47 protein-coding genes are annotated in these 25,370 nt (G+C 58.7%); 17 read left to right on the plus strand and 30 right to left on the minus strand.

Annotation, left to right across the window (positions count from 1 at the left end):
- Positions 1-30 precede the first annotated feature (30 nt).
- Positions 31-426, minus strand: coding sequence for a DUF1824 family protein (locus NCN05_RS06975; protein WP_250397540.1), 396 nt, complete (start codon positions 424-426; stop codon positions 31-33).
- Positions 423-2,258 (minus strand): threonine--tRNA ligase, encoded by a 1,836-nt coding sequence (thrS, locus tag NCN05_RS06980; protein ID WP_250397574.1) that lies wholly within the window; start codon positions 2,256-2,258, stop codon positions 423-425. Before thrS ends, NCN05_RS06975 begins: the two co-directional genes overlap by 4 nt.
- Before the next feature lie 27 nt (positions 2,259-2,285).
- Between thrS and NCN05_RS06985 the strand changes: the two genes are divergently transcribed.
- Entirely contained in the window at positions 2,286-2,618 is a 333-nt protein-coding gene (locus tag NCN05_RS06985; RefSeq protein ID WP_502988806.1) for a DUF2605 family protein, read from the plus strand.
- Here NCN05_RS06985 and NCN05_RS06990 read toward each other — a convergent pair.
- The 5 genes from NCN05_RS06990 to NCN05_RS07010 form a co-directional block, all read right to left on the minus strand.
- Complete coding sequence (locus NCN05_RS06990; RefSeq protein WP_250397542.1) at positions 2,603-3,307, minus strand: glycoside hydrolase family 24 protein; 705 nt, start codon at positions 3,305-3,307, stop codon at positions 2,603-2,605. The genes NCN05_RS06985 and NCN05_RS06990 overlap by 16 nt on opposite strands.
- Positions 3,308-3,541: 234 nt before the next feature.
- Positions 3,542-4,555, minus strand: coding sequence for a tryptophan--tRNA ligase (trpS, locus tag NCN05_RS06995; RefSeq protein ID WP_250397543.1), 1,014 nt, complete (start codon positions 4,553-4,555; stop codon positions 3,542-3,544).
- Positions 4,556-4,558: 3 nt separating this feature from the next.
- Positions 4,559-5,074 carry a DUF8668 family protein gene (locus NCN05_RS07000; protein WP_250397544.1) on the minus strand — a complete coding sequence of 172 codons (516 nt, stop codon included), beginning with the start codon at positions 5,072-5,074 and terminating at the stop codon, positions 4,559-4,561.
- A 16-nt stretch (positions 5,075-5,090) separates the two neighbouring features.
- Complete coding sequence (locus NCN05_RS07005; RefSeq protein WP_115082093.1) at positions 5,091-5,618, minus strand: hypothetical protein; 528 nt, start codon at positions 5,616-5,618, stop codon at positions 5,091-5,093.
- Entirely contained in the window at positions 5,611-6,513 is a 903-nt protein-coding gene (locus NCN05_RS07010) for a cation diffusion facilitator family transporter (protein ID WP_115132448.1), read from the minus strand. The genes NCN05_RS07005 and NCN05_RS07010 overlap by 8 nt, the downstream gene beginning before the upstream one ends.
- Before the next feature lie 136 nt (positions 6,514-6,649).
- On the opposite strand from NCN05_RS07010, the gene NCN05_RS07015 reads away from it, so the two are divergent.
- From NCN05_RS07015 to NCN05_RS07035, 5 genes are all read left to right on the plus strand, one after another.
- Entirely contained in the window at positions 6,650-7,966 is a 1,317-nt protein-coding gene (locus NCN05_RS07015) for a YcjF family protein (RefSeq protein WP_250397545.1), read from the plus strand.
- Positions 7,967-8,107: 141 nt separating this feature from the next.
- Positions 8,108-9,184, plus strand: coding sequence for a photosystem II q(b) protein (gene psbA, locus NCN05_RS07020; RefSeq protein ID WP_006850794.1), 1,077 nt, complete (start codon positions 8,108-8,110; stop codon positions 9,182-9,184).
- A gap of 108 nt (positions 9,185-9,292) precedes the next feature.
- Positions 9,293-9,511: a hypothetical protein gene (locus NCN05_RS07025; protein WP_250397546.1), complete on the plus strand. Its 219-nt coding sequence runs from the start codon at positions 9,293-9,295 to the stop codon at positions 9,509-9,511.
- Between the two features lie 122 nt (positions 9,512-9,633).
- The gene (locus NCN05_RS07030; protein WP_006851951.1) at positions 9,634-9,831 is read left to right on the plus strand and encodes a hypothetical protein; all 198 of its coding nucleotides are present in this window, start codon (positions 9,634-9,636) and stop codon (positions 9,829-9,831) included.
- 179 nt (positions 9,832-10,010) lie between these two features.
- Positions 10,011-10,163, plus strand: coding sequence for a hypothetical protein (locus NCN05_RS07035; RefSeq protein ID WP_170950581.1), 153 nt, complete (start codon positions 10,011-10,013; stop codon positions 10,161-10,163).
- Here NCN05_RS07035 and NCN05_RS07040 read toward each other — a convergent pair.
- The 7 genes from NCN05_RS07040 to NCN05_RS07065 all read right to left on the minus strand — a co-directional run bounded on the left by NCN05_RS07040 (position 10,160) and on the right by NCN05_RS07065 (position 12,913).
- Complete coding sequence (locus tag NCN05_RS07040; RefSeq protein ID WP_350223287.1) at positions 10,160-10,603, minus strand: hemagglutinin; 444 nt, start codon at positions 10,601-10,603, stop codon at positions 10,160-10,162. The two genes, NCN05_RS07035 and NCN05_RS07040, sit on opposite strands and share 4 nt — an antisense overlap.
- 109 nt (positions 10,604-10,712) lie before the next feature.
- A complete protein-coding gene (locus tag NCN05_RS07045) occupies positions 10,713-11,114 on the minus strand; it encodes an OsmC family protein (protein WP_250397548.1) in 402 nt (133 codons plus the stop codon).
- A 17-nt stretch (positions 11,115-11,131) separates the two neighbouring features.
- Positions 11,132-11,314, minus strand: a complete 183-nt coding sequence (locus NCN05_RS07050) for a PM-15 family protein (RefSeq protein WP_115160654.1) — start codon at positions 11,312-11,314, stop codon at positions 11,132-11,134.
- Between the two features lie 67 nt (positions 11,315-11,381).
- On the minus strand, positions 11,382-11,921 hold the full coding sequence (locus NCN05_RS07055) for an ATP-binding protein (protein WP_250397549.1): 540 nt from the start codon (positions 11,919-11,921) through the stop codon (positions 11,382-11,384).
- A complete protein-coding gene (locus tag NCN05_RS07060) occupies positions 11,914-12,348 on the minus strand; it encodes a nuclear transport factor 2 family protein (RefSeq protein WP_115160652.1) in 435 nt (144 codons plus the stop codon). The genes NCN05_RS07055 and NCN05_RS07060 overlap by 8 nt, the downstream gene beginning before the upstream one ends.
- 117 nt (positions 12,349-12,465) lie before the next feature.
- On the minus strand, positions 12,466-12,591 hold the full coding sequence (locus NCN05_RS12510; protein WP_006850359.1) for a hypothetical protein: 126 nt from the start codon (positions 12,589-12,591) through the stop codon (positions 12,466-12,468).
- 52 nt (positions 12,592-12,643) lie between these two features.
- Complete coding sequence (locus NCN05_RS07065; RefSeq protein WP_006850218.1) at positions 12,644-12,913, minus strand: hypothetical protein; 270 nt, start codon at positions 12,911-12,913, stop codon at positions 12,644-12,646.
- Between the two features lie 97 nt (positions 12,914-13,010).
- Between NCN05_RS07065 and NCN05_RS07070 the strand changes: the two genes are divergently transcribed.
- Positions 13,011-13,241 (plus strand): hypothetical protein, encoded by a 231-nt coding sequence (locus NCN05_RS07070; RefSeq protein WP_115008869.1) that lies wholly within the window; start codon positions 13,011-13,013, stop codon positions 13,239-13,241.
- Here the strand turns inward: NCN05_RS07070 and NCN05_RS07075 are convergent.
- Both NCN05_RS07075 and NCN05_RS07080 read right to left on the minus strand, forming a co-directional pair.
- Positions 13,218-13,967 (minus strand): sulfite exporter TauE/SafE family protein, encoded by a 750-nt coding sequence (locus tag NCN05_RS07075; protein ID WP_115132798.1) that lies wholly within the window; start codon positions 13,965-13,967, stop codon positions 13,218-13,220. The two genes, NCN05_RS07070 and NCN05_RS07075, sit on opposite strands and share 24 nt — an antisense overlap.
- Positions 13,968-13,984: 17 nt before the next feature.
- Entirely contained in the window at positions 13,985-14,482 is a 498-nt protein-coding gene (locus tag NCN05_RS07080) for a hypothetical protein (RefSeq protein ID WP_115132452.1), read from the minus strand.
- A gap of 77 nt (positions 14,483-14,559) precedes the next feature.
- Between NCN05_RS07080 and NCN05_RS07085 the strand changes: the two genes are divergently transcribed.
- Positions 14,560-14,730: a PM-15 family protein gene (locus tag NCN05_RS07085; protein WP_244272198.1), complete on the plus strand. Its 171-nt coding sequence runs from the start codon at positions 14,560-14,562 to the stop codon at positions 14,728-14,730.
- A 147-nt stretch (positions 14,731-14,877) separates the two neighbouring features.
- On the opposite strand, the gene NCN05_RS07090 is transcribed toward NCN05_RS07085, so the two are convergent.
- Positions 14,878-15,036 carry a hypothetical protein gene (locus tag NCN05_RS07090; protein WP_156915504.1) on the minus strand — a complete coding sequence of 53 codons (159 nt, stop codon included), beginning with the start codon at positions 15,034-15,036 and terminating at the stop codon, positions 14,878-14,880.
- A 187-nt stretch (positions 15,037-15,223) separates the two neighbouring features.
- On the opposite strand from NCN05_RS07090, the gene NCN05_RS07095 reads away from it, so the two are divergent.
- The 5 genes from NCN05_RS07095 to NCN05_RS07110 all read left to right on the plus strand — a co-directional run bounded on the left by NCN05_RS07095 (position 15,224) and on the right by NCN05_RS07110 (position 16,793).
- Complete coding sequence (locus NCN05_RS07095; RefSeq protein WP_006852050.1) at positions 15,224-15,442, plus strand: CP12 domain-containing protein; 219 nt, start codon at positions 15,224-15,226, stop codon at positions 15,440-15,442.
- 91 nt (positions 15,443-15,533) lie between these two features.
- Entirely contained in the window at positions 15,534-16,037 is a 504-nt protein-coding gene (locus tag NCN05_RS07100) for a DoxX family protein (protein ID WP_250397550.1), read from the plus strand.
- A gap of 108 nt (positions 16,038-16,145) precedes the next feature.
- The gene (locus NCN05_RS07105; RefSeq protein WP_250397551.1) at positions 16,146-16,301 is read left to right on the plus strand and encodes a hypothetical protein; all 156 of its coding nucleotides are present in this window, start codon (positions 16,146-16,148) and stop codon (positions 16,299-16,301) included.
- A 6-nt stretch (positions 16,302-16,307) separates the two neighbouring features.
- A complete protein-coding gene (locus tag NCN05_RS12625) occupies positions 16,308-16,493 on the plus strand; it encodes a DUF8681 family protein (RefSeq protein ID WP_502988807.1) in 186 nt (61 codons plus the stop codon).
- A gap of 3 nt (positions 16,494-16,496) precedes the next feature.
- Positions 16,497-16,793, plus strand: coding sequence for a hypothetical protein (locus NCN05_RS07110; protein ID WP_250397552.1), 297 nt, complete (start codon positions 16,497-16,499; stop codon positions 16,791-16,793).
- On the opposite strand, the gene NCN05_RS07115 is transcribed toward NCN05_RS07110, so the two are convergent.
- From NCN05_RS07115 to rpsU, 3 genes are all read right to left on the minus strand, one after another.
- A complete protein-coding gene (locus tag NCN05_RS07115; RefSeq protein ID WP_250397553.1) occupies positions 16,783-17,403 on the minus strand; it encodes a hypothetical protein in 621 nt (206 codons plus the stop codon). The two genes, NCN05_RS07110 and NCN05_RS07115, sit on opposite strands and share 11 nt — an antisense overlap.
- A gap of 39 nt (positions 17,404-17,442) precedes the next feature.
- Positions 17,443-17,682: a hypothetical protein gene (locus NCN05_RS07120; RefSeq protein ID WP_250397554.1), complete on the minus strand. Its 240-nt coding sequence runs from the start codon at positions 17,680-17,682 to the stop codon at positions 17,443-17,445.
- A gap of 129 nt (positions 17,683-17,811) precedes the next feature.
- A complete protein-coding gene (rpsU, locus tag NCN05_RS07125) occupies positions 17,812-17,988 on the minus strand; it encodes a 30S ribosomal protein S21 (RefSeq protein ID WP_009790002.1) in 177 nt (58 codons plus the stop codon).
- A gap of 93 nt (positions 17,989-18,081) precedes the next feature.
- Here rpsU and NCN05_RS07130 point away from each other — a divergent pair, with 93 nt between their 5' ends.
- On the plus strand, positions 18,082-18,315 hold the full coding sequence (locus NCN05_RS07130; protein ID WP_006851686.1) for a hypothetical protein: 234 nt from the start codon (positions 18,082-18,084) through the stop codon (positions 18,313-18,315).
- A gap of 12 nt (positions 18,316-18,327) precedes the next feature.
- On the opposite strand, the gene NCN05_RS07135 is transcribed toward NCN05_RS07130, so the two are convergent.
- The 3 genes from NCN05_RS07135 to NCN05_RS07145 all read right to left on the minus strand — a co-directional run bounded on the left by NCN05_RS07135 (position 18,328) and on the right by NCN05_RS07145 (position 20,836).
- Positions 18,328-18,645, minus strand: a complete 318-nt coding sequence (locus tag NCN05_RS07135) for a hypothetical protein (protein ID WP_250397555.1) — start codon at positions 18,643-18,645, stop codon at positions 18,328-18,330.
- Between the two features lie 313 nt (positions 18,646-18,958).
- Positions 18,959-19,456 (minus strand): early protein (E6), encoded by a 498-nt coding sequence (locus NCN05_RS07140; RefSeq protein WP_115082102.1) that lies wholly within the window; start codon positions 19,454-19,456, stop codon positions 18,959-18,961.
- A gap of 3 nt (positions 19,457-19,459) precedes the next feature.
- On the minus strand, positions 19,460-20,836 hold the full coding sequence (locus tag NCN05_RS07145) for a DUF2130 domain-containing protein (protein WP_250397556.1): 1,377 nt from the start codon (positions 20,834-20,836) through the stop codon (positions 19,460-19,462).
- Between the two features lie 87 nt (positions 20,837-20,923).
- Between NCN05_RS07145 and NCN05_RS07150 the strand changes: the two genes are divergently transcribed.
- Positions 20,924-21,064 (plus strand): hypothetical protein, encoded by a 141-nt coding sequence (locus tag NCN05_RS07150; RefSeq protein ID WP_170950994.1) that lies wholly within the window; start codon positions 20,924-20,926, stop codon positions 21,062-21,064.
- Positions 21,065-21,071: 7 nt separating this feature from the next.
- Here NCN05_RS07150 and NCN05_RS07155 read toward each other — a convergent pair whose 3' ends face one another.
- Complete coding sequence (locus tag NCN05_RS07155) at positions 21,072-21,437, minus strand: DUF1499 domain-containing protein (RefSeq protein ID WP_250397557.1); 366 nt, start codon at positions 21,435-21,437, stop codon at positions 21,072-21,074.
- A 32-nt stretch (positions 21,438-21,469) separates the two neighbouring features.
- On the minus strand, positions 21,470-21,625 hold the full coding sequence (locus NCN05_RS07160; RefSeq protein ID WP_186515622.1) for a hypothetical protein: 156 nt from the start codon (positions 21,623-21,625) through the stop codon (positions 21,470-21,472).
- Positions 21,626-21,670: 45 nt separating this feature from the next.
- On the opposite strand from NCN05_RS07160, the gene NCN05_RS07165 reads away from it, so the two are divergent.
- The gene (locus NCN05_RS07165; protein ID WP_250397558.1) at positions 21,671-21,847 is read left to right on the plus strand and encodes a hypothetical protein; all 177 of its coding nucleotides are present in this window, start codon (positions 21,671-21,673) and stop codon (positions 21,845-21,847) included.
- A 3-nt stretch (positions 21,848-21,850) separates the two neighbouring features.
- Here NCN05_RS07165 and NCN05_RS07170 read toward each other — a convergent pair whose 3' ends face one another.
- The 5 genes from NCN05_RS07170 to NCN05_RS07185 all read right to left on the minus strand — a co-directional run bounded on the left by NCN05_RS07170 (position 21,851) and on the right by NCN05_RS07185 (position 24,708).
- The gene (locus tag NCN05_RS07170; protein ID WP_170950585.1) at positions 21,851-22,009 is read right to left on the minus strand and encodes a hypothetical protein; all 159 of its coding nucleotides are present in this window, start codon (positions 22,007-22,009) and stop codon (positions 21,851-21,853) included.
- A gap of 35 nt (positions 22,010-22,044) precedes the next feature.
- Positions 22,045-22,218, minus strand: coding sequence for a hypothetical protein (locus NCN05_RS07175; protein ID WP_006851491.1), 174 nt, complete (start codon positions 22,216-22,218; stop codon positions 22,045-22,047).
- Between the two features lie 495 nt (positions 22,219-22,713).
- Positions 22,714-22,836: a hypothetical protein gene (locus NCN05_RS12515; protein WP_255441949.1), complete on the minus strand. Its 123-nt coding sequence runs from the start codon at positions 22,834-22,836 to the stop codon at positions 22,714-22,716.
- 56 nt (positions 22,837-22,892) lie between these two features.
- Positions 22,893-24,353, minus strand: a complete 1,461-nt coding sequence (locus NCN05_RS07180) for a polysaccharide deacetylase family protein (RefSeq protein ID WP_250397559.1) — start codon at positions 24,351-24,353, stop codon at positions 22,893-22,895.
- 16 nt (positions 24,354-24,369) lie between these two features.
- Positions 24,370-24,708: a hypothetical protein gene (locus NCN05_RS07185; RefSeq protein ID WP_250397560.1), complete on the minus strand. Its 339-nt coding sequence runs from the start codon at positions 24,706-24,708 to the stop codon at positions 24,370-24,372.
- Between the two features lie 158 nt (positions 24,709-24,866).
- Here NCN05_RS07185 and NCN05_RS07190 point away from each other — a divergent pair, with 158 nt between their 5' ends.
- Positions 24,867-25,205, plus strand: coding sequence for a phenylpyruvate tautomerase MIF-related protein (locus NCN05_RS07190; protein ID WP_250397561.1), 339 nt, complete (start codon positions 24,867-24,869; stop codon positions 25,203-25,205).
- Positions 25,206-25,370: the final 165 nt, after the last annotated feature.

The raw sequence follows: 25,370 nt of genomic DNA on the forward strand, positions 1-25,370 counted from the left end.
GCTGCGGCAACTCCTACCAGCGTGGTTGGCTCAGGAGAAGAAGTCCAGTGGAAGCGGTCCCCAGGTGGTGCTTGGCATTGTGTCGTCGTCACCGTGGCCACTGATCAGAATTCCTTCGCCAAGGCCGTGCTCGATCCGAATGCGGATCGTGCCCCCCTTCTGATTGGCTTTCAGGAAAACAGGGCCCTGCTCCTCGGGGCTGTCGACGAGCTCCAGCGGCTCCCATTGTTGGCTTTGCTCGAGGCTGCGCAGCGCTGTGAGAGCCTGCTCCCTGGACGGGGCCATGACGCCGATGGTGAACCAGCTGGCCTGGGCCATCGCTTGATCGAGTTCTCCTCGCAGCTCGTTTCTGATCTGGGGAGGCAACTCCGGCGCTCCCCGCAGCCGTGAGAGATCGGCCAGGTGCTGCACAGGGGAATCCGTCATCGGTTCAGCTCCAGGCCCGCGGCGCGCTCGCTGTTGGCCATCTGGGCAGCACTGAGAAGGTCGGCCACCGCTGTGACCCCAAGTTCACCGTCCCGTCGGCTGCGAAGGCTCACGGCGTTCTGCTCCGCCTCCTTGGCACCGATGACCGCCAGCACGGGGATCTTCATCTGTTCGCCGGTGCGGATCAATTTGCCGAGCCGGTCACCGCTGCGGTCGATCGTGGCGCGAACGCCAGCTTTGGTGAGTTGGTCCAACACTTGGTCGGCGTAGGGCTGCACCTCGTCGGTGACCGGCAGCAGACGCACCTGCTCGGGGGCCAGCCAGAAGGGGTAATCGCCGGCGTAGTTCTCGGTCATGATCCCGAAGAAACGCTCCAGCGAACCGAAGATGGCGCGGTGGATCATGATCGGCCGCTGCTTGCTGCCGTCGGCGGCGATGTAGTCGAGCTCGAACCGTTCCGGCAGATTGAAATCCAGTTGGATCGTGGAGCACTGCCACATCCTGCCGATGGCGTCTTCGATCTTGAGGTCGATTTTCGGGCCGTAGAACGCACCGCCGCCTTCATCGATTTTGTAGGCCCAACCCTTGCGCTCCAGGGCTTCAATCAGTCCCTTGGTGGCCAGGTCCCAGACGGCGTCATCGCCGATGGACTTCTCGGGGCGGGTGGAGAGGTTGATCTCGTAATTGCTGAAATCGAAGGCGGAGAGAATCCGTTCGGTGAGATCGAGGATCTTCAGGATCTCGTCGCTGATCTGCTCCGGCAGGCAGAACACGTGGGCATCGTCCTGGGTGAAGCCCCGCACCCGCATCAGACCGTGCATTACACCGGGCCGCTCGTAGCGATACACCGTTCCAAGCTCCGCCCAGCGGATCGGCAGTTCCCGGTAGCTGCGCAGTTTGCTGGCGTAGGTGAGCACGTGGAACGGGCAGTTCATCGGCTTGAGCTGATACTCCCGTTCGTCCACCTCCATCGGGCCGAACATGCTCTCGGCGTAGAAGTCGAGGTGGCCTGAGGTCTTCCAGAGGCTGATGTCCGCCACGTGGGGGGTGTAAAGGAGCTCGTATCCGCCCTCGAAGTGGGCTTGGCGCCAGAACTCCTCGATCAACAGGCGCATGCGGGCACCGCGGGGGTGCCAGAACACCAGACCAGCCCCGGCCTCATCCTCGATCGAGAAGAGGTCGAGGTCTTTGCCGATGCGGCGATGGTCGCGGCGAAGCGCTTCTTCCTTGCGACGTTTGTGTTCCGCCAGCTGTTCCGGGGTTTCCCAGGCCGTGCCGTAGATGCGTTGCAGCTGCGCTTTGGTTTCATCACCTCGCCAGTAAGCGCCTGCCACGCTTTCCAGCTCGAAGGCCTTGGCATTGAGTTGGCCGGTGTGATCCACGTGGGGGCCAGCACAGAGGTCCCACCATTCCTCACCAAGGGTGTAGAGGGTGATCGGCTCCTGCAGTCCTTCAAGAATCTCGAGCTTGTAGGGCTCGTTCTGGGCTTTGATTTTTTCCTCGGCCTCGTTGCGGCTCACCTCGACACGTTCGAGAGGCAGCTTCTTGTTGATGATCTTGATCATCCCCTTCTTGATGGCCTTCAGGTCGGCCTCGGTGAAGGGATCGGGATTGTCGAAGTCGTAATAGAAACCTGTTTCCGTCCAGGGGCCGATGGTGACGCGCGCCTTGGGAAACAACTGCTGCACAGCCATGGCCATCACATGGCTCATGGAGTGGCGAATCTTCAGCAGTTGATCGCTTTCGCTGGTCTTGGGCAGAACCACCGGTGCTGAAGGGGCTGGGGTGGTTGCTGCAGCGCTGCTCACCGGTTCAGGTTCAGGGCCCGCCATCCTATGGGCGAGACCCGAGGACATCAGGTGGGTGAGTCAACCAATCAGGAAGCTGGCGCGCTGTTGGATGAGTTGCTGGCATCCCTGCTCGATGACTTCGAGCATTGGTTTCAGCGCGGTGAGGAGCTTCTGCAGGCCTGTCCGGAGGAGGTGGTGCCGTTGCAGGAGCGCCAACGCATGCAGGAGCGGCTGCAGGAGGGCAAGAAGGCCATTGCTGCAACACGCTCTCTTGTGGCTGCATCAACGCAGCCCATGGCGGTCTCAATGGAGGTGATGAACCCGTGGCATGGCTTGGTCACGGAGGTGTGGGCCCTGGCCGCGAGGTTGGGGTCGAACCGTTCGCCTCAGGCCCCGAGCTGATTGCGCAGCTGGCGCAGGTTGCTGCTGTAGAAGCTCGCCAGGTCCTGAGGGCTCTTCACCGGTTGACCGTAGGCGGAGCGGCCGGACCAGGTGGGGAAGGATGCCCATTCGGGTGCCAGCTTCGCCATGGCGTTTCTTGTCAGCCCTTTCCGGTCGATTTCCTTGAGAGCACCGCGACGCTCAACAAGGTGCAGAGCGGCTTGGTCCTGGTGCCTGGGCTCGAAGCTGGACAGCTTGAGCTCCTTTGCCACGCCCTTCCAGGTCTTGGGCAGGAATTGATAGGCCCCCGCTGCGGCGCTGGTGTAGCGCTTCAAGATCACCCGCTCGGGATGACGTGAGAGGTCCTGAAACTGCCCGCCGCCATACATGATCCGGTATCCCTTGTCTTCGCCGTCTTTCCAGGTGCCCTCGGCGTAGCGAATGGTGTTGAGAAGGGCGCGACGCTCAGGTGTCAGCTCGTAACGACCACCCTCCGTGCCGGAGGACAGGGTGGCGCGGCTGCTGGTGTTGCGGCTGCTGGTATTGCGGCTGCTGGTAGCGCTTTGCTCAGCCTGTTCTGCGGGCGCTACTGCGTTCTGGATCGGCTGTTTGGCTCCTGCGGACAGCACCAATCCTGCGGTCAGAGCTGCACCGACGACAGGCCGGCTCCAACGTGTGGCTGGGCTGAACACAGAAAGAAGGCGATGCACGCAGAACAATCAGGTGGACGATCACAGTGCTGGCCCACGAGGTCTGGACGCGAGATCGGCGCCTGAGGGGTTGACGCGTTGTCTGTGCTGTGTATATGCAGCTGAGAGAAGGCTGAGAGTCTTGCGAGACTCGCCTCTGCGGCTGACGTTGTCTCCCTCAAGCCTCAGGGGCCATGGCTTGAGCCCATGGCCGTCGCATTGATCAGAGCAGCTAATGCTTCTCTTTGTTGCTGATCAGGCTGGTCGGGCGAAACCCAAGGCATCCCGAACCCGTTCAAGCGTGGCGTTGGCCACGGTTTCGGCCTTCTCACGGCCTGTTCTCAGCACCTGATCGAGCTCTGTGGGGTCCTGGATCAGCTCCCGGTAGCGGGCCTGGATGGGTTCCAGCGCGCTCACGGTGGCTTCGGCCAGCAGCGGCTTGAACTGTCCCCAACCCATCTCGGCGCATTCAGTGGCGGCCTGCTCCCGCCCCTTGCCGCTCAAGATTGCGTAGAGCCCTAGCAGGTTGTCGGTTTCCGGTCGATCGGGGTTGCCGAATTCGAGGCCACGCTCTGGATCGGTCTTGGCGCGTTTGATCTTTTTGGTGATCAGCTCCGGAGGGTCCAGAAGCGTGATGCGACTCCCCTCGTTGGGATCGCTCTTGCTCATCTTGCTGCGACCATCCGTCAGGCTCATCACCCGTGCCCCCTCCTTGAGGATCAGCGGTTTGGGCACTTTGAGCACCGGCGTGTCTTTGCCGCCGAAACGGGCATTGATGCGCTGCTGGGCGATGTCGCGCGCCAGCTCCAGGTGCTGCTTCTGGTCCTCACCTACGGGCACCAGGTCAGCGTCGTAGAGAAGGATGTCGGCGGCCATCAACACCGGATAGTCCAGCAGGCCCACGGAGACGTTGTCCCCTTGCTTCACCGCTTTCTCCTTGAACTGAATCATCCGCTCCAGCCAGTTGAGCGGCGTGACGCAATTCAGCAACCAGCACAGTTCGCTGTGGGCTGCCACCTGGCTCTGCACAAACACCGAACAGCGTTTGGGGTCCATGCCACAGGCCAGGTACAGCGCTGCTGTGGAACGGGTGTCCTCAGCCAGGCGGCTGGGGTCATGGGGAACGGTGATGGCATGGAGATCCACAACACATACAAAGGTGTCGTGGGTCTCCTGCAGATCAACCCAATTGCGGATGGCACCCAGCCAATTGCCGAGGTGCAGTCCTCCGGTCGGTTGCACCCCGGAAAGAACCCTTGGCCGGCTCATCAATCAGGCCTCGGTTGCTGCGGTATTGGTGTCGTCGCTGGCGGTTACTTCTGACTCCACCACCGGCTCCACCACTGGTTCGGCCTCCGGCTCGGCAACCGGTTCAGCTGCAGCCTCCGGCTGGGGTTTGGCTGGTCGGGCAAAGGGATTCGGACGGGTCCCGCGGCCACCACGCTCATCGTCAAAGCGGCGGCCACGACCACCACCATCACGACCACCACCATCACGCCGGCCACCTCGGGCAGGCTGATTTTTCTGCTGTTCGATCAGAGCGTCGAGTTGGCCGTCCTCCAGCATTTGGCCAAGGCTGCGGACCGCGAAACCCAGCACAGCCACGGTCGAGCGGAGATTGAAGGCCTCCTGCAGGGCCCGGGCTGAGCGCATTTCGTTGTCACTCAGACGAATCCGGAAGCCTCCGCCCTCACGGCCGCCACCACGGTTGCCACGACTGCGCTGACCATCTCGGCCGCCGTCTCCCTGTCCCGCCTGTTGTTGGGGATCGCTGTAGGAATCACTCATGGCCCATGGCCTGGAATCAGGCGCAAGTGTGACGCATCACCGGGGTGTTTTCGGTGATCCAGAGCAGCTGGTGGCATTCAACGCTGTTCTTCCGAGCCAGCACCAGCATCGGAACCACCGTGATCCCCCGTTCAATCCGTTCGCGATAGCTGCTCACCAGTTGTCGGTACCGCTCCGCTGTCCAGCCGTGGATGGCTGTGTCACGACTGTTCCAGTAGTCCTGCAGCGCTCTTTGGCAGTCCTCGATGCCGAACTCCCGCCAGCAGCTCTGTTGAGCCAACAGTGGATCCATCCCCTGCTGCAGCAACCGCCGGTAATGCATCAATTCCGGGGCTTCATCGCGCCCATCCGGAGGGAGCCAACGATGCAGCTCGGTCAGGGGAGTTCGAGACAGCCGCAGCCAGCAGCGCTCCCGCAGCAACACCGGCAGTTGCCACGACCAGCCCTCGGCACGACGGACTTCATCGAGCACCTCAATCAGCCCCCGCTGCTGACGCTCGGTCAGTCCAGCGAGCGCATGGGTTGTGGTGTCGACCTCAGCCATGGGCGCCGGTGTAGGTGATCCCGTCCTCCACGTAGTCCTTAGGTTCCAGATGGATGGTGCACCGCACCGGCCCGAAACTTTCGTCCAAGCGCTCTTCCACCTCTTCGGTGATCCGGTGCGCCTTGGTGAGGTCGTCTGCGTCGACAACCATATGCATTTCGATGAACACCTGCTGGCCCAGAACGCCCCGGCTGGCGATGTCGTGGCAGTTCAAGACGCCGGCGGTGGCCATCGCTTCGGCATAGATGGCTTCAGGTGCAACCGCCATGTGGTCCACCAGCCAGGGCAAGGTTCCGCGCAGCACCTGCCAGCACACACGGATCAGCAGGAGTGCCATGGGGATGGCTAGCGCAACGTCGAGCCAGCTCACCTGCAGCCACACCGCCCCGGCCATGCCCACAAGCACCACCACGGTGGTCCAAACGTCGCTCGCCGCATGTTGAGCATCCGCTTTGAGCAGGTTGCTGTTCAGTCGCCGACCTTCCCGCAGCTCATATCCCGCCAGCAGGAGGTTGAACCCCAGCACCAGCGTGAGCAGCACCAGCTCCTGGCTGGTCACCCGGATGGGTGGCAGGCCCTCGAGCAGCCTTTCCCCCGAACGCAGCAGGATCTCAAGGGCTGTGAACAGGATGAAACCAGCGATGCCCAGGGCTCCCACCGCCTCGTATTTGCGGTGGCCGTAGGGGTGATCCCTGTCGGGGCGCGGATCGGACAGTTTGTTGGTGACCAGTCCCGTGAGGCTGGACAACGCATCGGTGGCGCTGTGCATGCCATCGGCGATCACCGCCAGGGAACCACTCATGGCCCCCACCAGAAGCTTCAGCAGCGACATGCTGATGTTCAGGCCCAGGGCCACCATCAGAACCCTGCGCACCCCCCGGCGGTTGTCGACCATCGCATTGGGATGACTGTGTGTCACGGCTGACTCCGGCCTTTTCCCAACTTATGGAGAACTCGTGTTTCTGGCCTGAAGTTCTGGTGTCAGGTGGTGGGTTGAGCTAAGAAGGGCCACTGCTACAGCAGCCGTTCAGTTGAAACTCCCGGCTTCATGGCCAGAACTGGTGGTGCCACCGTCGTCGCTGCTGCGGCCGTTGGCTCTGGCTGGAGCTGGTCTGCTTGCTGGACAGTGGCTGATCAGTGATGTGATGCATGTTCCCGGCGGGGGGCTGGGTCTGCTGGCCGCCGGTGGCGTTGTGATCTGGCTTGGCCGCAAGCCAAGTCAGCCGCGGTTTGCGGGGCCGGTCTCTCTTGATGGATGGATCGCTCGGTGCCAGGAGGTGCTCGATCAATTCGCACGTTTCGAGCAGCAACCCTCTGCCGATCTGGCCCGTCGCGCTGAACTGAAACGGGTGCTGGACCGCTGTGGTCCGGTGCGCATGGCGATTGTCGCCTTGGGGGGCTCTCAGGGACCGAATGAGGCAGAGCTCAGCAGCTCTCTTGCTGGCCCGGCGCCGGTGACGCTGTCGCTCTGCCATCCCCTGACCACCGACGACGGCAGCCGTTCCTGGCCCGGCGGCCTGCTGGATCAGGATCTGATCCTGTTCAGCCTGCAGGCGCCACTCCTGGCCTCGGATCTGCTCTGGCTGCAGCAGGTGCCGGATGATCAGCCGGCCTGGCTGCTTGTGTCGACCGATGCGAAGGACGCATCCACCGATGCTGTCGCTGCTGTTCGGGACGATCTTCCCGAGCGTTGGCGTGAGCGGATCCTGGTTCAGGAGTCTTCGATGCAGCTGCGCACTGCCCTGGCACCGTTGCGCCGTTCGCTGAAACAGGCTGCGGTGGAGACGCGTCCGCGACTCCTGGCGGACTTGCATCGCCGTTGGCAGCGTGACCTCGAATCGCTTCGGCGCGAACGCTTTCTGCAGATCCAGCAGCGCACCCAGTGGCTGGTGGCCGGGTCGGTGATGGCCTCCCCCATCGCCAGCCTTGATCTTCTGGCCGTGGCGGTGGCGAACGGTTTGATGATCAAGGAGATGGGAGAGATCTGGGGAACATCGCTGCAACCGGATGTGCTGAGGGAAGCGGCGGCGCAGCTGGCTCGGGTGGCCCTTGCCCAGGGCGTGGTGGAGTGGACCGGACAGACCTTGCTGGGGCTGGCCAAGCTGGATGGGGGGAGCTGGCTGATCGCCGGTTCGATGCAGGCCCTCAGTGCGGCTTACCTCACCCGTGTGGTGGGACGCTCCATGGCGGATTGGCTGGCGATCAATGCCGGCGTTGACGAGCTTGATCTTGTGGCGTTGAAGCAGCAGGCACCGTTGTTGGTGGCTCGGGCTGCAGAGGAGGAACGGGTGAACTGGAATGGCTTCGTTCAGCAATCCCGCGAGTGGCTGCTTCATGCAACTTCATGAACGCTTCATAAAGCGCTTAATGAAGTTTTTTTGAGACCTGATTCTGATTGTTGAGTTGTCATGTAACGGAACGTTCCGTCCATACACTTGATGCACCTGTCCCTTTTTTGAGGGAGAGGTTCATCCGTCTTCTTTTCTTCCATGTCCACCGCAATTCGCAGCGGACGCCAGAGCAATTGGGAAGCCTTTTGTCAGTGGGTGACCGACACCAACAACCGCATCTATGTGGGTTGGTTCGGCGTGCTGATGATTCCCTGCCTCCTGGCGGCCACCATCTGCTTCACCATTGCCTTTATCGCCGCTCCCCCGGTTGATATCGATGGCATCCGCGAGCCCGTCGCTGGCTCCTTGATCTACGGCAACAACATCATCTCCGGTGCTGTTATTCCGTCTTCAAACGCCATTGGCCTGCACTTCTACCCCATCTGGGAAGCTGCTTCCCTCGATGAGTGGCTGTACAACGGCGGCCCTTATCAGTTGGTCTGCTTCCACTTCCTGATCGGCATTTCCGCCTACATGGGTCGTCAGTGGGAACTCTCCTACCGCCTGGGCATGCGCCCCTGGATCTGCGTCGCTTACAGCGCTCCGCTGTCTGCAGCGATGGCTGTTTTCCTGGTGTACCCCTTCGGTCAGGGTTCCTTCTCTGATGGCATGCCCCTGGGCATTTCTGGCACCTTCAACTTCATGTTGGTGTTCCAGGCTGAGCACAACATCCTGATGCACCCCTTCCACATGCTGGGCGTCGCAGGTGTTTTCGGCGGCAGCCTGTTCTCCGCCATGCACGGCTCCCTGGTGACCTCCTCTCTGGTGCGTGAAACCACCGAGGCCGAGTCCCAGAACTACGGCTACAAGTTCGGCCAAGAGGAAGAGACCTACAACATCGTGGCTGCCCACGGTTACTTCGGTCGCCTGATCTTCCAATACGCCTCCTTCAACAACAGCCGTAGCCTTCACTTCTTCCTGGGCGCCTGGCCTGTTGTCGGCATCTGGTTCACGTCCATGGGCATCAGCACCATGGCCTTCAACCTGAACGGCTTCAACTTCAACCAGTCCATCCTGGATAGTCAGGGCCGCGTCCTGAACACCTGGGCTGATGTGCTGAACCGCGCCAACCTCGGCATGGAAGTGCAGCACGAGCGCAACGCTCACAACTTCCCCCTCGACCTGGCTGCTGCTGAGTCCACTCCTGTGGCTCTGCAGGCTCCTGCCATCGGTTGATCTGGAATCAACCTGTTCCCTTTGGAACAGCCAAAACGATTCAGATCAACTGAATCGGAAAGCCCCCTCCTCGGAGGGGGCTTTTTGTTGCTGTGTTGGCTGTGAAGGTTGGGCGGCGCATCAGGCCCCTTCAGGGCACCAGCCGATCTGCTTCTCCAGCTGTTGCATCCATTGATGGCAGCGGTGTGTGAGGTGTGCCCCCTGGGGGATGCGCTGTTGGTGGTGTGCGCAGACTGGCTGGCTGACCCCCGCCTCAGCAAGGGTGGGCTGAAAGTGCTGGCAGGTGAGGCACACCATGAGGGATCGGCTGGGTCGGAGTTGCCCTGATCCCATCGGTGGCCAGGCGCTTGGCGGCGGAGCGTTGACGATGCCCATACGTGTCTTATTGGTAACTATGTACTACTCGCGCTCGTGTTGGCTGTCAACGTGGTGTTGGGGAGAATGGAGCCATGAGTGAGCCTCGCCCAACCCTCCAGTTCGATCTGGATCTTGAAGCTGTTCGCCTGCTCCATCGCTCGGTGAGCTTTCACCTTGAGAAATGGCCCGGGGGGCCAGATCCCAGAGAGCAGGAGGCCCTTCAGTCGATGAAGACCTTGCTCACGGCAGCGTTGCTTGAGTTCAGCCTTGACCAGGACGGTCAGCGCTGAAACCTGCTCGCTTCACTCCTGAGCAGGGAAGCAGAGAAAGCGCTGCGTTGGCCGCTGTACAACGCATTGAGTCGGTTCAGGCCTGGCTTGACTGCATCCCCACCTCTTTCATTAACGATGGAAGAGAACTGGGCTCCAGCAGCCTTGTTCCTGCGTTGTTCTCTTAAGCCGTTGTCCCCGTGGGTTGGTTGATCGCCCTTGCCATCGTCGTGGTGCTGTCCTGGCTGGGATGGCGTTGGAATCAGCTCGAGTGTGCTGAAAGCCGCTCCGTCAGCGGCCGTTTGGTGAAGCGGATGCGTCGTCATTCGCGGCGACGCAAGCACCATCACTAAGCGTCGTGGTCTCTACAGATGTGCCCATCTTTCCAGCTCCAGATCCATGGAACTGTTGCCTTTGCCTTGAGCAGATCCTCGCGTTCTTCAAGCCTTACGGGAATGAATTCCGTTCTGTAATCAAATCCGTGATCCCGCATGGACTGGTTGAGAACCAGACTTCCTTCGTTGCTGGACACGGAGCGGTGATAGGTGCCGATAGGGATTTGCAGAGCACCCATCGCTCGGATCAAATGAATGATGTGATGGGGATGATCCCAGGCTGGATTGAGCAACGTGAAGGTCCGAGAACCTTCAAGGACAAGGTTGTTGTCCACCTGATGACGGTGCACGTAGTACTGCTCTGAAGTATCTTGGTCAGGGGGTGACGTGGCAGCGCCATGGTGGGCGACCACGTCGGTGCCATTGCTTCCAGGAACCCCTGCATCAAAGAACGTCACCGATGGGGTCTCTCGGAAGACATGAATCGGTATGAAGTGAAGCCTCACCGTGCCTCCTCTTGTTCTTCTTGCTTCTGCTTTAAATCTGCCCTGCGAGAAAAGCGGATGATTAGCTCCAGATCAAATCAATCGTCATGGATGGCTCCAAATTGCGTTTCACCGGGCAGTCATTCACAACACGCCTGAACAACTGAATCTGTTCCTCCGATAAGCCTTGGGGCAGGGTGATCCATACCCGAAGAGTTTCGATCTTGCGGGGCCCCGTTTGGGTCATGATCTTCTCAACAGATGCTTCTGCATCGGTGACAGACCAGTTACGGCGTTTGGCCGTGATTCCCATCACGGTCAAGATGCAAGTGCCTAGAGCAGTGGCCAATAAATCTGTTGGTGAAAAGCTTTCTCCACGCCCGTCATGATCAGGCGGAGCATCGGTACTTAACGACACACCGGAGGGCTCATGTTCGGCTGAACAGTGCAGATCGCCGGTATAGCGGCAGGAGATGCGAGTCATCAGAGCCCTGCCCGCAATTAGGCCATGGGCATGCGACAACCCAGTTGAATCGTGCCTTCGTCGACCAAACGGCCCAGCCGTTGGGCGACAGCCTCCTCAGTTCGTGTGAATTGATCTTGGCGGGCTGTCACCCACGCCATTTCACCATTGGTGATCACGCCGGTGGACATGGCTTCGAGAAAGAGTTCGCCGAGTGTCATGACACTTGTGCCGTTGGGATCACGTTGATGGGACTCCCAAGGGGGTGCATGACCTGCTCACCTTTCTTCATGGCAAGGGGTCAAGGATGGTTTGGAGGGCCCGGTTGATCTGATCGCTGAGCTGGGGGCCGGCGGGATTGAGGCGGATCAAGCTTGTGAATCCTTCGCTGAGGTCGGGCCTGTTGGGGGGGCTGTTCAGGCTCATGTGCATCGCACGAATCACGGCCTCTGGAACGCACCGTTGGCGGCTGCGGTTCCAGACCAGGCATTGATCCAACGGTGTCTGCAACCACCAGCCGGTCCATGGCAGGTGCTGGCCCCCCATGCTTCGCTGCATCAACCCTTGGCGCCAGTTGAGTTGCGCATGGGTTGCATCCACCAGCACGTCGTCGCCATCGGCGATGCCGCGGTCGATGGCGCCATGCAGATGCGGTTCCAATTCAGACCAAGGACCCTGCACATTCGCCTCTCCCCATAGTTGTTCCCTCAGCACGTCATTGGCGATCACCCGTGCAGGGAGCAGCGGAGCGAGGATCGCCGCGAGGGTGGACTTGCCGCTGCCCGGGGGGCCGATTAACAGATGGCCCTGGGGCCGTGGTTCAGGCAACGAAGCGTTTGTAGAGCCAACGCACCAGTCCACCAATTACGGGCACTGGAGCAAAGGTGGGGCCGACGAAATCGAAATAATCGCGGTGGTCCCCGATCTTTCCATCTGGATTGAAGCGGAGCCGGGTCGCCCCGGGATAGATGAACTCAATCCCTTTGATCTTGAGGCCCATGCGCCATTCAACAAAGGCTGTTTCACCGTTCACCACCACCGATTCCGTTTCCAGGAACACGTCATCACAGCGCTGCATCAGACCGTCCTGGGCAAGGATGTAGGCGTCAATGCCCTGCCGTTCCTGGGTTGGATCGGTGAAATGCACGTCACTGGCATAGACGGCTTTCCACTGCGCAGCTGTGGGGCCGGGCGTGCCGTAAGGCTTGGTGAACAGGGCACGGATCTGTTCTGCGTCCAGCGGAGGATGAGGCATGGGTGTTGTCATCAGAAGTCGGCGCCCACCTGAGCTGTCATGGTCTCGGCCCAGCTCACGCTGGGAACCAGGCCGAGCCCGAGAAGTCCAGCGGTGGCGAGGAATCGATGCATGGCGTCAGTTGAAAAACCCCTTGGACTGAAGCCAGAGGCCGATGGCGACCAGGGGCCCGAAGCCGGCGATCAACACCGTGATCTTGAGGCGCAGCGGTGACACCTGGGGTTTGGTCTCTCGAAGAGCCATGGCAAGGCACGAAGGCAGCTGAACCTAAACGCTGTGCTGCGTTCGTGCCTGTTCAGAGCTCGTACTCCTCTTCAAACTGCTCAATCAAGCCCTTGTAGAGCGCCAGAAGGCCCTCGGTCTCTTCACAGAATCCGTCCGTTGTGTACTTCGCGATCAGATTCACCACGGCACTGCGGATTTGCGTGAAGGCGCCGAGGTACTCACCCTGGATGTCTTCATCGCGGATGTCGTTGATCAGCGCGCCCACCAGCTCAATCTTGCGCTTGGCCGCGGCCATCTCCGCTTCCATCTCTTTGTTGAGCTTGCGGCGTTTCTTCGGCATCCCCTCAACCGGTTCAATCAGCGACATTACGAGAGCCGCAGGCCTTCCTCGTTCGAGCGACTTCCCCTAGCGTCGGGTTCGCTCGATCCTTGGCCTTGTGAATCGGACCTTCCGCGGTGTTGCCTACGTGTCCGTCTGGGTAGTGATCTGGGGAACGGTGGCCTCCTTGATGGACTGGATGCTGCTGACGGGTGAGGTTTACGAAACGGCCAGCTCTGGTCAGGCGGTGACGTTCATCGCCTACGGGGCCGCAACAGTGGTTTTGGCCACGCGGTTTTCGGGGCGTTTCCTCGCAGACGCCGATTCAGAGGCTGCGGATCAGGAGTGATCCGCCCATCAGCAGCGCCAAGATCTCGAACGCTTGTTTGACCAGGCGGCTTCCTTTCACCAGGGAATAGTGGGCCCCCAGGAAGCCTCCGATCAGCGAACCCAGCACCAGCGGTGGAAGCCAGTCCCAACGGATTTCACCGCTCAAACCCAGCACCAGCGCCCCGGTGCCATTCCACCCCAGGCCCACCAGCACCAGGGTGTGGGCAACGGCTCTGGCGTAGCTCAGCCCAAACCAGCGCACCAGCCACAGGGTGACGAACAACCCCGTGCCTGAGGTGAGGGAACCGTTGAGAACGCCAATGATGAACAGCCCGCAACTGCCAAGCCCAACGGTGCGGGCTGTCAGCGGGTAGGGCTGGTCTGTCGTCCCCAGATCCGGTTTCCGAGCCGAATAAACCCCAAGCCCAAGGGTCAGCAGCCCAAGGCTCGCTGTGGCCACTTGATCGGGCAGCGCAAGAACCATGCTGGCTCCCACAAACACACCTGGAAGACCGGCCGCCAACACCAGCGCTGAGCGTTTCAGATCAAGACTGCTGGCACGCCAATGACGCCCACTCGCTCCCAGCCCCAGCGCAACACTGGCCACCTTGTGGGTGGCCAATGCCATGGAGAAAGGAAGGCCCAGAAGGATGAGGGCGGGCAGTTGCACCAGTCCTGCTCCCCCTCCCGCCAGAGCCGAGAGGGCATTGGCGCCAATGGCGATGCCCAGCAGGGCGATTTGCATCAGCAGTTCGGACACACTCAATCTCGTGTCAGGAAGGCGATGGGAACTGAAAAGGTGATGATGCGGTGGGGATCCCCCGGGAGAATGGCAACGCAGGCCACTTCACGATCAGCGTGAGCCTCGCGGGACTGCACCACAAAGGCTGTGGCGTCTTCGATGCTCCACATCGGGGCATCACCACAACGGCGTTCATCCCTGTAGGCCTGCCAGACCTCGCAGAACGCCTCCCCATCCTCACCACTCTTCATTTCCGTCAACGCCTGTTCCAGACCCACGTCTTCGAACCGTTCGAACAGGCGCACCATCAACGGGTGGGCAATGGTGGATGAGGCCTTCAGGGTTGAGTTGATCGTGCCGATGGCACTCACCATCAGCTTTGGTTTGGAGCGTCGTGCATCGATCACTCCCACAGGCAGATTGAGATCCCAGCTTGGGTGTCCGCTGACGGCACAGGCCAGATCGAACAGCCCCAAGCTGCATTGCTTGATCAGGCTCTGAATGGTCTCTCGATCCATAACTCAGTTCCGCGTGGCCCGATTCACCGTTTGCGTTCCAGTGTTGCCAGGATGGCCGTCGGTTGATGCCGCTGTGGATGTCCCTGGTTCAGATCTACCTTGATGCCGTCACCCACCAGGTGATCACCAGTGAAGAGCTTGCCTATGTGGCCGGCCATCAGGAGCAATTTGATCGAACCGAACGGAAACTCACTGCACGGCTTGAACAGTTGATTGGCGCAGGGAATATCAGTGTTGGAACGCGTTGATTATCCGAACAAAAAGCGTTGAAGCCGTCTCAGGAATTGGCGCAGGGGCTTTTTGTCACGGCTGAAAATCTGCCGCTCATCTGACAGCATCGCGCGACTCACCCGATCTGCGCTTCTGATAGGCGGGAAAGCCTGTCCCGTCAACCTTCAAGGCAGGGCAACCACCCCAGACCAACTCTGCAGAACGTCAGGTGCGCCTTGGGTCAGGGCGGCAACAGCACTGGCTGAGCCAATTCCGATTCCCACCACAACGCCTACGGCGAAGACAAGCAGCCCCGTCAGAACGCTGCGTTCGGAAAATTGCATCCACTCAACATCAGCCAACCCGACTTTCCTGCGGCCATCGTCCAATGGCCACTGTGGTGTCACAGGACGTGATGGGGCCCGGAGCGGATCTGTTGTGTGGTTTCGGCCACAAAGGTAGATCTACCGACTGATCGATCGGGGTGGTCTTCGCTAACAACCGAATGTCAGCCAGATGACAGTTTCAGTCATGAAAACGATTGACGAGCACATCCAGAAGGACCAGGAGGAGTTCCTTAAGGCCCTTTCTGAGCACAACGAAGGCAAGGTGCGTCATCTCACGGAGGAGCTGCAGTGGCTGTTGGATCACAAGAAGGAATTTCCTGATGATCCCCATGACCCCTCACCCCTTGAGTTGTTCTGTGAGCAAAACCCCGATGAGCCCGAGTGCCTGGTCTACGACGACTGAGTAGAAGTACCCATTCCTTGCTCCGCCCTGGCGAGAAGCCGCGTTGCTACACGCAACTTATTTAAGTTGTGTGTAGTCGACGTGTTCTGTGGTGATTCGCGCCATTTTGACCCGCCCCATCGCTGGCGATCTCGGTCTGCTCCTGCTTCGGGTGTTCACCGGCGCGCTGCTGATTCACCACGGTTACGAGAAGCTCGCCAATATCGAGAATTTTGCTGATGCATTCGTGCGCCCTCTGCATCTGCCCTTCCCGATCCTTCTCTCCTACGTCGCAGCGTTCTCCGAGGTGATCGGCAGCTGGCTGTTGATTACTGGGCTGCTGACGCGGATGGGAGCCTTGGCAGTCGCCGGGACCATCTCCGTAGCCATCTATCACGCCATCGTCACAGCGGGCTTCAACATCTATCTGCTGGAGCTTCTCGGTCTTTATTTCGCGGCTGCCGTGGCCGTTCTCGCCTGTGGCCCAGGTGTCTTTTCCATTGACGAGCTCATCGCCCGCCGCCTTGAGCCCGACATGCAGTTTTCCGCTGCTGAAGACACGGATTTCGCCGCTGGCGAAGCCGCTGTTCTGGAAGAAGCCGTGGCCAGCCGTTGAACACCAGCGTGATCAGATCCAAAAGCCCCGCCATCGCGGGGCTTTTTTCATGGCTGGCGACGGTATGGGCGAAAGACGCGTCAGAATCAGCAAAGTTGGATCAACGCGATGAAAGAGGTCAGCCTGCTTGAGATGATTGTCCGTTCTCTGGCAAAGGTTGCAGCAGGGGCTGGTGTTGCAGCAGTGCTGATTTGGCTCACCTACGTGATGCTTGATGTTGGTCATATGCAGTCGGGCTTCACCCTGCCCCAATCCAGTTACTGAAATCAGATGCAGTGGAATGATCTTGAATCTCCGGTTCTGATCATTGCTTCGCTGTTGATTGTTCTGCAGGTTTGTTGGATTGGAGCTGTGCTTCGGCGCCACCAACGCAGGCGCTTGGGGGAACCCCTCAGTGCCACAGCATTTCAACGTGAACTCCAGCGGATTTTCTCAAGAGCGAACGGACTGTCCTGAGCCATGAAGCAACTTCCAGGTCAACAGAGCAGAACCCTGCCGCGATGGCTGAAGACCGTCATGGCGGGTGGAATTACCGTGATTGCCACCATTTGGCTGGTGTCGTTGCTCCCCTTTCTGCTTCTCGCAGCCTTGGTGCTTTCAATCGCGCTCATCCCAATCACCCGTCGGCTGCGACGGGAGATGGAAGAGGCTGGATTCAGTGTTGATCAACCCAGGTCGAATGTTCAGCGCCCTGATCTCAACATCACCCCCTGGCACCGACAGATTCGCAATTTCTGGAGAGACTTCAGCTCTTGAACAGGTCGTTAGCCATTGAGCGATAACGACCAAGAGAACTGCCTGCGCGACGAGACTTTGTGGGCACACTTTGTCCCGGCAGCAGGTTCAACGGAGCGAAATTCACCAAGGTCAGCTCTGGGCGCTGCTGTTGCTCGGCTACCAGCAATTCGGCAATGGCTTCTGCTGTGGTTTGTGCGGGAGCTGCGCTCTCCGAAACAGCTTCGGTGGTCTCCACCGGCTCGGTCTTGAGAGATGTTTTGGCCTTGGAGGTGCCGAGGGGCCACAGAAAAACCAGACTGAGCAAAAGAGCAACGGCGGCCGTGAGGGTGCCGGTGAGTCCAAAGGCCAATCCCTGAAAATTCCACAGCAACCCGGAACCCGCCATGCCGAAGGTGCCGAGGATTGCCAGCATCAGGCCGAGGAAGGATGCCTGTGGTGCCTTGAATTTGAGCGGCTGGCTGGCTTCAGGGACTTCAACGGGTGAAAGTCGTGGTTCTGGCCGAAGCAGAACAAAGCTGATTCCGAGCAGAACCAATGCCGTAACCGTGCTGCCAAGCCCCAGAGTGCGGCCTTGAAAATTCCAAAGCAAACCACCGCCGGCAAGACCTGAAACTCCGAGGGTTGCCAATGCAAGTCCGCTCAAAAAAGGAAGACGATTGCGCATGGCTCAGTTGCTCCGGTTTTGCATGGCGGCGTAAGCAACCGCTCCGCCAGTGATCACAGTGAGTAGGCCTGTGGTGAGTAAGAAGCTCACCAACATGGCGAATCCAAGAACAGATCCCAGGAGGGACATCTTGATTCGCAGCAATTTCGACTTCATCAACAACACCAACAGCAAGACCACGGTGGTCTTCAAGCCAGCGATTTTTGCCACACTGATCGGGCAAAAAGGATTGATCAACACCATTGGCTGGTCTTGGTCGTCTTAAGCATTTGTGAAGTCTGGCGAAAACCAGAGCGCACCGTGAAGAGGGCGACGGATGGGCACAAAAAAACGGGCCCTCGGGCCCGTTTGCAGCTGACGTGTCGTGCGAGCTCAGCGACGACGGTTGCGTGAACGCTGCTTCAGCTTGCGCTTGTATTTCTCAACGGGGGTCTCGTGGTGACGGATCCGACGCAGATCAGAAAAGATGCCGGCTTTGGCGACGGAGCGCTTGAAGCGACGCAACGCGGATTCAATACCTTCGTTTTCGCCGACTGTGACCTGACTCATCCGTTCCCCGAAAGAGAGCAATAAACAACAACTTTACCAGCCGCCCTCTACCCCATCCCCCACCACCTGCCTGGGGTGGGATGGGTCTCTTGCATGACGCTTGTTGAAGAGATCGTGGCGCGTCCCGGCTTCTGCTTTGGGATGGGTCCATCACTCCGGCAGGCCCCTGTCTTGACCCTCACGCACTGCCCCCTGTGCATTGGTCTGGCTGTTCTTTCGGCCGTTCGATTTATGGCCCACTGCGTGATGGCCGTTCAGCTCGAACGCAGCACGGCAGGGGAGTCAACCCATCCCGCCATGCTGCTGGGCACTCTGTTTGAGCTCTAAAGCAGTTCCGCCTCAGGGATCGCTGGGATCAACCAGCTGCAGATAGGCCGTATCGGCGTGCTGCAGGGCTACATCATCGTGATGAGCGTCAACGCTGTAGATGAGGTGAAGCAGGCGGCCGCGATCCATGCCACGGTCGGCCACGTCTTTCCAGAGGCGTGAGCTGAGCTCCGCATCACGCCATTTGAGCTGGGCATTCACCAGTGCCCGCGTCATCGTGATGTAGCTCTGCCGGTCGTTGCGCAGCCGGTCTTCGGAGAAGCTGTGTTGAGTTGCCGGCTTGAGCAGATTGCGAATCGTCTGTGAGGCCGCCTTCAGCACCTTTGGCATCGTCGTTGCCCGACTCAGTTCAGTCTGATTCGGTCGTCTGGGCAGACAACGGAGTGAAATGCCTATGCCTGGATCAGAAATGAGTATTTGAACTCACTCCAGCGGGACGGTAGTGCTGATGACTTTTTGTAAAGTCAAACCCGTTAAGTTCACTTAGCTGTTCTTAAGCCCGTGGAAATACTTGTGATGGCGGCCGTCTTTGTGCCCTTTTCTGCCCTCGTGATGAATGCATTTTCCGGTGATTCGGAAGACGATTTCGATTTCCTCTGAATGGAAGCCAAGCTCCTGGCGATGATGGCCTTTGGTGCCGCTGTTATGACCCTTTGGGCTTGGTTGATGGCGAATTTGCCGCGGATGGGGTCTGACCGGAGCAAGCCTGACAACCGCCGTTGATGCGGTAAGGCGCGAGGTGTCCACGCAGGCAAGTTGTGCCGCGGAAGAAGAGTTTTTGTCCCAGTTCTCGTGCGTGAGCGTCGGTGAGTGGCAGGGAAAGCCAGCGATCAGGCACTTGACCCTTCAGCTGTGATCTGGCTTCCAGCGCTGCTTGGCGGCGTTGTTTTTCCTCCCGATCGTTTTTGCGATAAACCCCTTCAATTTGAAGTTCGCGGGAACAGGTTTCACAGGCATTCACGGTGGGCTTGCGGCGAGCCGTGTTCAGCGACAACTTGTCGCTGGGAACTTCCCGCTCGGCCCCGCAGCTGCAGCGGCACCACCAAAAAGCGTTTCCTGCTTTGGTTCGCCGTTCGGATGCGCGCACCACGGTGAGTTTGCCGTAAACCTCGCCAATGCGGTTGCGTGGACTGGAGGGCATGGCTCAGGCCGATTTCTGATCAGGAGCGTTGTTCAAGTCAGCAAACTTGGCTGCCATCGTTGGATTGCGTCGGGTCAACTTTTTAACGGTCACATCCTGCGCCTTGTCATTGGCAAGCCTCAGGTTTCGATCAGCACCCATCAGGGCATCCTTGGTTTTTTGGAGGTGATCGATCGACTTATCGATTTCATCGATTGCCGTTTGGAAGCGTCTGGAGGCGAGGTCGTAGTTGCGTGAGAAGGCTGTTTTGAAGGTTTCGAGGTCGTTCTCGAAATTGGTGACATCAATGTTCTGTGCCTTCACCAGAGCCAGTTCAGCTTTGTATTCCAGAGACTTCATGGCTGCATTGCGGAGCAATGTGATGAATGGAATAAAGAATTGTGGGCGAATGATGTAGGTCTTCGGGAAGCGATGAGACACATCAACAATGCCTGAATTGTAAAGCTCATTTTCAGGCTCCAGCAGGGAGACGAGCACCGCATACTCGCAATTTTTTTCGTTTCTGTCTTTATTTAGCTCTTTGAGAAAGTCTTCGTTTTTCTTTTTGGTGGCCGTTGTATCAGCCTCATTTTTCATCTCAAACATGATCGAGATGATTTCGTTGTTGTGGTCGTCCTGGTCGCGGAAGATGTAGTCACCCTTGCTTCCACTGCGCGCGTCGTTGTCTTTTTCGAAATAGGCTTTGGGGAAAGCCGCTGCACGAATCCTGTTGAATTCGGTTTCGCAGTGTTGCTCGAGGGTTTCTCCCACCATTTTGGTGGAAAGCCGCGCCTTCATGTCGCGCAAGCGTTCAATGGCCTGATCCCGATCACTGAGCTGGGCTTCGTAGCGATCTTTCAGTGATTGAGATTCCAGTTGATGCTTCAGTTCCGCTTCCTTCAAGCCGCTTTGAAGTGCATCGCGTTGCTTCTCCACGGAACTGACCGCTTCATTCACGGCCAGCTGGCGCTGCATTGCTCCAGCCTGGAGCTTCGCCTGCAAATCCCTCACTTCACTGTCTTTTTGCAGCGTCATCGCCTGCATTTCTTTGGCGAATTTGGTTTCAGCCAGGCGTAGTTCTGTGGCCTGCTGCTCCCGAATCTGCTGAAGCTCAGCGGCAATGCGATCACGCTGCTTCTCCGCTTTGTTCACGGCATCTTTAATCGCCAGTTCTTGATGCATTGCACTTTGCTTGAGTTGGGCCTCAAGCGTTTGCATTTCCCTGTCTTTTTTGGCAACGGCCAACTCGATGGCATTGCGTTTGTCCTGTTCGGCGAGGGCTAGTCGCTTGTTCAGTTGCTGTTCAAATTCACGATCCCTCACCTGTTTGAGGATGTCGGCATACCCGGCCTCATCCACCTTGAAGGCGGTATTGCAGTGAGGGCAAATGATGTCGTGCATGTCTGACGATTTGTGTTGAACGTTCGCGCTACGTGCTGGGATTTTATCCGGCTCTGGCTAATACGAGATCAGCCCACGGTTCATGCCATGCCTGATTGGATCGATCCACGTTCGCTGCTCGACACTGTGATCATCTTGAGCATCGTGGCCTTGGCCGCCATCGGATTCGTGGTCGGCATCAAGGAAATGATCACCGATCTGAGCAAGCTGCGTCGCGCCAAGGTTTAAGCGGCCTTCAGCTCTCCAGCCCCGACCGCAGCGCCGCCAATCGTGCGGCGTTCACACCAAGATCCGAGTCGCCGAGACGCGACTCGGACCGTGCCTGGATCCGGTAGTTGTCGCGATCATTGAACAGCTCCAGGTCATCCACAAAGCCAAAGAAAGCGCTGCTGGCCTCGGCATGCAGGTAGGTCTCGGTTTGATCAATCACAACCGTCCGCGGCGACTCCTGCACCAGCCCACTCAGCTTGCTGAAGTCCGCCATCGGGTCCGAGCTTGCCCAGGTTTGGCTGGAACAGTGAGCTGTTGTCGGGCAGTCGCGCAACGCCCCGTTGCTCACGCCGAGATCCGTCGGGACGGGGCCCGCAAGATGGAAGAGCATCAACACGGGGGCCAGTAGGCCGGCAAGGAAGGTCACTGGTCTCTGCGGGAACGACCGCCCCAGTTCAGCATCCAAAGCCAGATGCCGAACAGGGTTCCAACTGGTAAGGCGATCACCACCAGCTGGCTGATCACGAACTGGCGCACCTCAGGATCCACGGTTGCGCTGGTGAGGGGACATGCAGGCAAGACTCGCGTCCCGTTCGCCATCATGGAGCGCATTGCTGGGCAACGATGACGAATCCGGGTTGGATTGTGCTCGCATGGTTGGTGGTGGCGCTGGCGTCTGCCCTGAAGTTTTTGTCGATCACGCGCCCCTATCGCGACAAAACAGCTCTTTCCCGTGGGCAAACCGTTGACGAAGCACGCCAACGCTTGGAACGACGCTGGCGAAACGACAGCAAAGTGTGAGGTTTATTTCTCGGCGATCACCCAGGCTGTGGCTGCTCTCTGACGTACATAGAGATCCGCGAGTTCCCGTGCCAGAGCTTTCAACTGGTCAAGATCGTCGGTTTCGTTGATGGACCGCTTGATAGCTTCAGCTTCGAACTGCTGAGGCAAGCTCAGGTTCATGACTTCCAAGCAGGTCAACCAACTGTAACGAAGCGTTATTTCTTGTGTGGGCTGGCTGCTGCCCGTGAGCGGGCAATCTCCTGCTGCCAAGCCAGAAGCAGATCTTTGCTGATCTCCTGAAGCTGTTTCACGTCAGTCATTGAATTGATATCGCGACTGCGCTGTTCAATGTCGAATTGTTGGCCAAGTGTCAGAGCGATGGGCTCCATGGTGACGTCGGCAGGATCAGCTCAAAGTATTGACTCGATCCTGCGTTGTCGTAACAACGGGTACGTTTTATCCCTGCTGTGTGCTGTTCCGTACTTGGTCTGGATGAAAGAACATTGACCCTCGTTCTTGCAATCGTGATGTGAAGCAAGCGCCGGTCGCTAAATGTTGACATCGAAGGCGATGCCGTTAGGCATTGCTTAGATTTTGTGGGTGATGCAGGTAGAGCTTTGGACGGTTCTGGACAAAATCTCGAGCGCCGTTATCACCTGGAAGTTTGGAGGGAAACGGTGTACTGGATGCAAGCGCGATGTAGCGACCTGCAGGAGCTCGATCGTGAGGGCGATGCCGCTTCGATTTATATGGAATTTCGCCTAAAAGGGATCGGCTGACTCGAAGTCAATTCTGGGATTCAGCGACGGGCAGGGAAACAGCCACTAGCAGGGCAATTCCGATTTCCGTGGCAGCGATCAGCAGTTCGGTAACGATTCCCATGCTCAATTGCGGTTCTCGTCGATGGGTGGCATGTCACTGGGACGCATTAGGGCAAACACCACAGCAGCCGTCAACACGATGCCAATGCCAACCATGGCGATGATTGCGGTTGTGTAATCACCCATCAGGTGCGTCCAACTCTCATCACGTTACACGAATGTAACGCTCTGTAAAGCATCTCTCAGCTGGTTGGAGTCGTTGCCGTTCTCTGATTCAGCAGCTCCTCTCCCCGGCGATGGATCTCCTGGGCATAGTCGGTCCAGGTTCCTTGACCCCAGTAGCGAAAACAACTGGTTTCCAGCAGCAGCACATGCAGCAACGCTTCCTGATATGCCCGGTTCCCGGTGGTGGTGGGGTCTGCGTCGACTAAGGGGTCGAACAGCGCATGAAACTGAGCGCTGAGTTGATTCATCGGGGCCAGCACATTGGCGTAACCCTCAACCCAGCTCAGGTCGTTAGTCCAGGACGCACCCTCCATGCTGAAGCTGGTGTCGTCAGCCCTCAGTTTGCTGATGGTCTCTTCCATCGCTTCGGCTGAGGCGTTCTTATCAAGCTCTTGCCAAAGGCGGTGTTGTTGTACCGCCTGGATGGTGGGGAAGTGGTGGCGATTCACTCCCTTGCGCTCCAGGGCCTCAAGGTATTCACTGCCGTTGATGGCCACGGTGGCGTTGGGGTTGTCACGGATGTGGCGATTGGCCTGCCGGAACGCCTCTGGGAATTCATTCATCATCACCCCACCGTTTTCTCCGTCGGCGATCTGGCTCACCAGAGATGGCAGCGCAACGTCACCAAGACGTTGCCGTTCGCAACCCAATGCCTCGTAATAAGGCTGCATCTGGCCCACAAGTTTGGTGTCAGACCCCTGGGTTTTAATCAGTGCCGTCATGCTGGTCTCCTCGCCTCGACTGTTCCTGGCGAGAAGTTGATTGGGAATGAAGCATTGGCTGCGCGGCAGTGGACTGCCGTTCATGCGTTCAACGCTGTGCTCCTGCACCAGAAGCCACTGATATCCAGCTTCTTTGAGGGCTTTGATGAATTCGAACAGGGTGTCGGGATGGTTGGGTAAAGCCATCTCCGGCGGTGAGAACCCCTTCACTCGCTCCAGGGCAGCGCTGCCAAAACAGGCCGCGAACTGCTGTTGCCAGGCGCTGATTTGCAGTTTCAGGTCTGGGATGGGTGTGGATGGAGCCACGGCATGGCTCCAGAAGGTTCCAAGCCACTCCACATGTCCCTGCATCAAAGGGTCACAGGCGAGGTAGTGGAGTGCATCGCCAATGTCGCCGCGCCCCATCTGCTCGATTCCCCAGAGCAGATTGCCCGAATAGTCGAGCATGATTCTTGGGTTGCAGCCTTCGTTGATCAGTTCAGGCAGCAGGTCGGCAAGACGCCGATAGCAGTGGGCGAATGGCTCTGCGTTGTGGTTATCACCCTCATTGGGGTGATCCAGCATGTACTGGAGATGGGAGATCAAGCTGTTGTTCGCTCCCGCCGGCACCGTCGGTTGGTGCATGTGGAGAGCGCAAGCAAAGCCGGAATGCAGGTGTTCAAGATCGATCGCACTGTTCGACCAGACCTGCCGTTGTTTCCGCATCACAGCAGCAACGTCGGCTTCTCGTCCGCTGATCGGGGGACAGCCTGTCATTGCACTCCGCTCGTGATCACCAGCCGGCACGCGGTGTTTGGCGCAGCATGCCTTCCCAATGATCGCGCCAGGTGCGCTGATCGCCAATGCCAGCCAAAAGTTCAACCTCAGCAGGGGCCTGATTCAGCCGATGCCTCCAGCGGGTGATGTCTTCGGCTTGATCAAGCCAGGTGCTCATCACGTCGTGACGAATCGCCTCCCCATCCCAGTGGTGCTTGTCGGCCATGTTTTGCGACCAGTGCATCAATTCATCCAGGCTCAGTGGCCTGAATCCCATGATTGTGAGACCTGTGATTTGCTCGAGTTCAAAGCGACGCAGAACGTCTCCAAGGCCAAAGAAGTGAAGAAGGATCATTGAGCTGATCACTTTTGCGTGAAATTTATGAGCCTTTCTTTGTTCGAATTGTTCAGGTTGATGGTCTTTGCTTTTGGAAATATTTCAATTAGATCAACATCCAGGGCTTGGCACTCATGGCTTGAGAGTGCCAAGCTTCTCCCAGCATTCTTGGGCCGATGCCTCTGATCAATGTGCGCACGTCGCTTCCAGCACTGAAAGACGGATCGGCGTTGTTGCAGGAGCTTTCGTCTGAGTTGGCCAATCAGACGGGCAAGCCGGAGGCCTACGTGATGACGCTCCTGGAGACAGGCGTGCCGATGACCTTCGCCGGGAGCCACGAGCCCTGTGCCTACGTGGAGGTGAAGTCGATCGGTGCCCTGCGTCCGCCAGCGATGACGGCCGCATTCTGTGAACTGATCCAGGAACGCACGGGAATCCCCGCCAACCGGGTGTACATCGGGTTTGAGGATGTGCAGGCCAGCTGCTGGGGATGGAACGGCAACACCTTTGGCTGATGCTCTCCCATACTGAGGCCGAGATCCCGCTCTGGTGGTGACAAGCTCTCCTCCCGGCACTCCGGGCAACCCACGTCAAACCACGTTGATCGCATCGTTGCGTGAAAGGTTTCGCTTGGCGGAACAGAACCGTGATGCCAAGGCGAAGCAGGCTCTCTTCCGCGA

Origin of the sequence: Synechococcus sp. MU1651, from assembly GCF_023630635.1 — a bacterium.
Taxonomy (GTDB): Bacteria; Cyanobacteriota; Cyanobacteriia; order PCC-6307; family Cyanobiaceae; genus Parasynechococcus.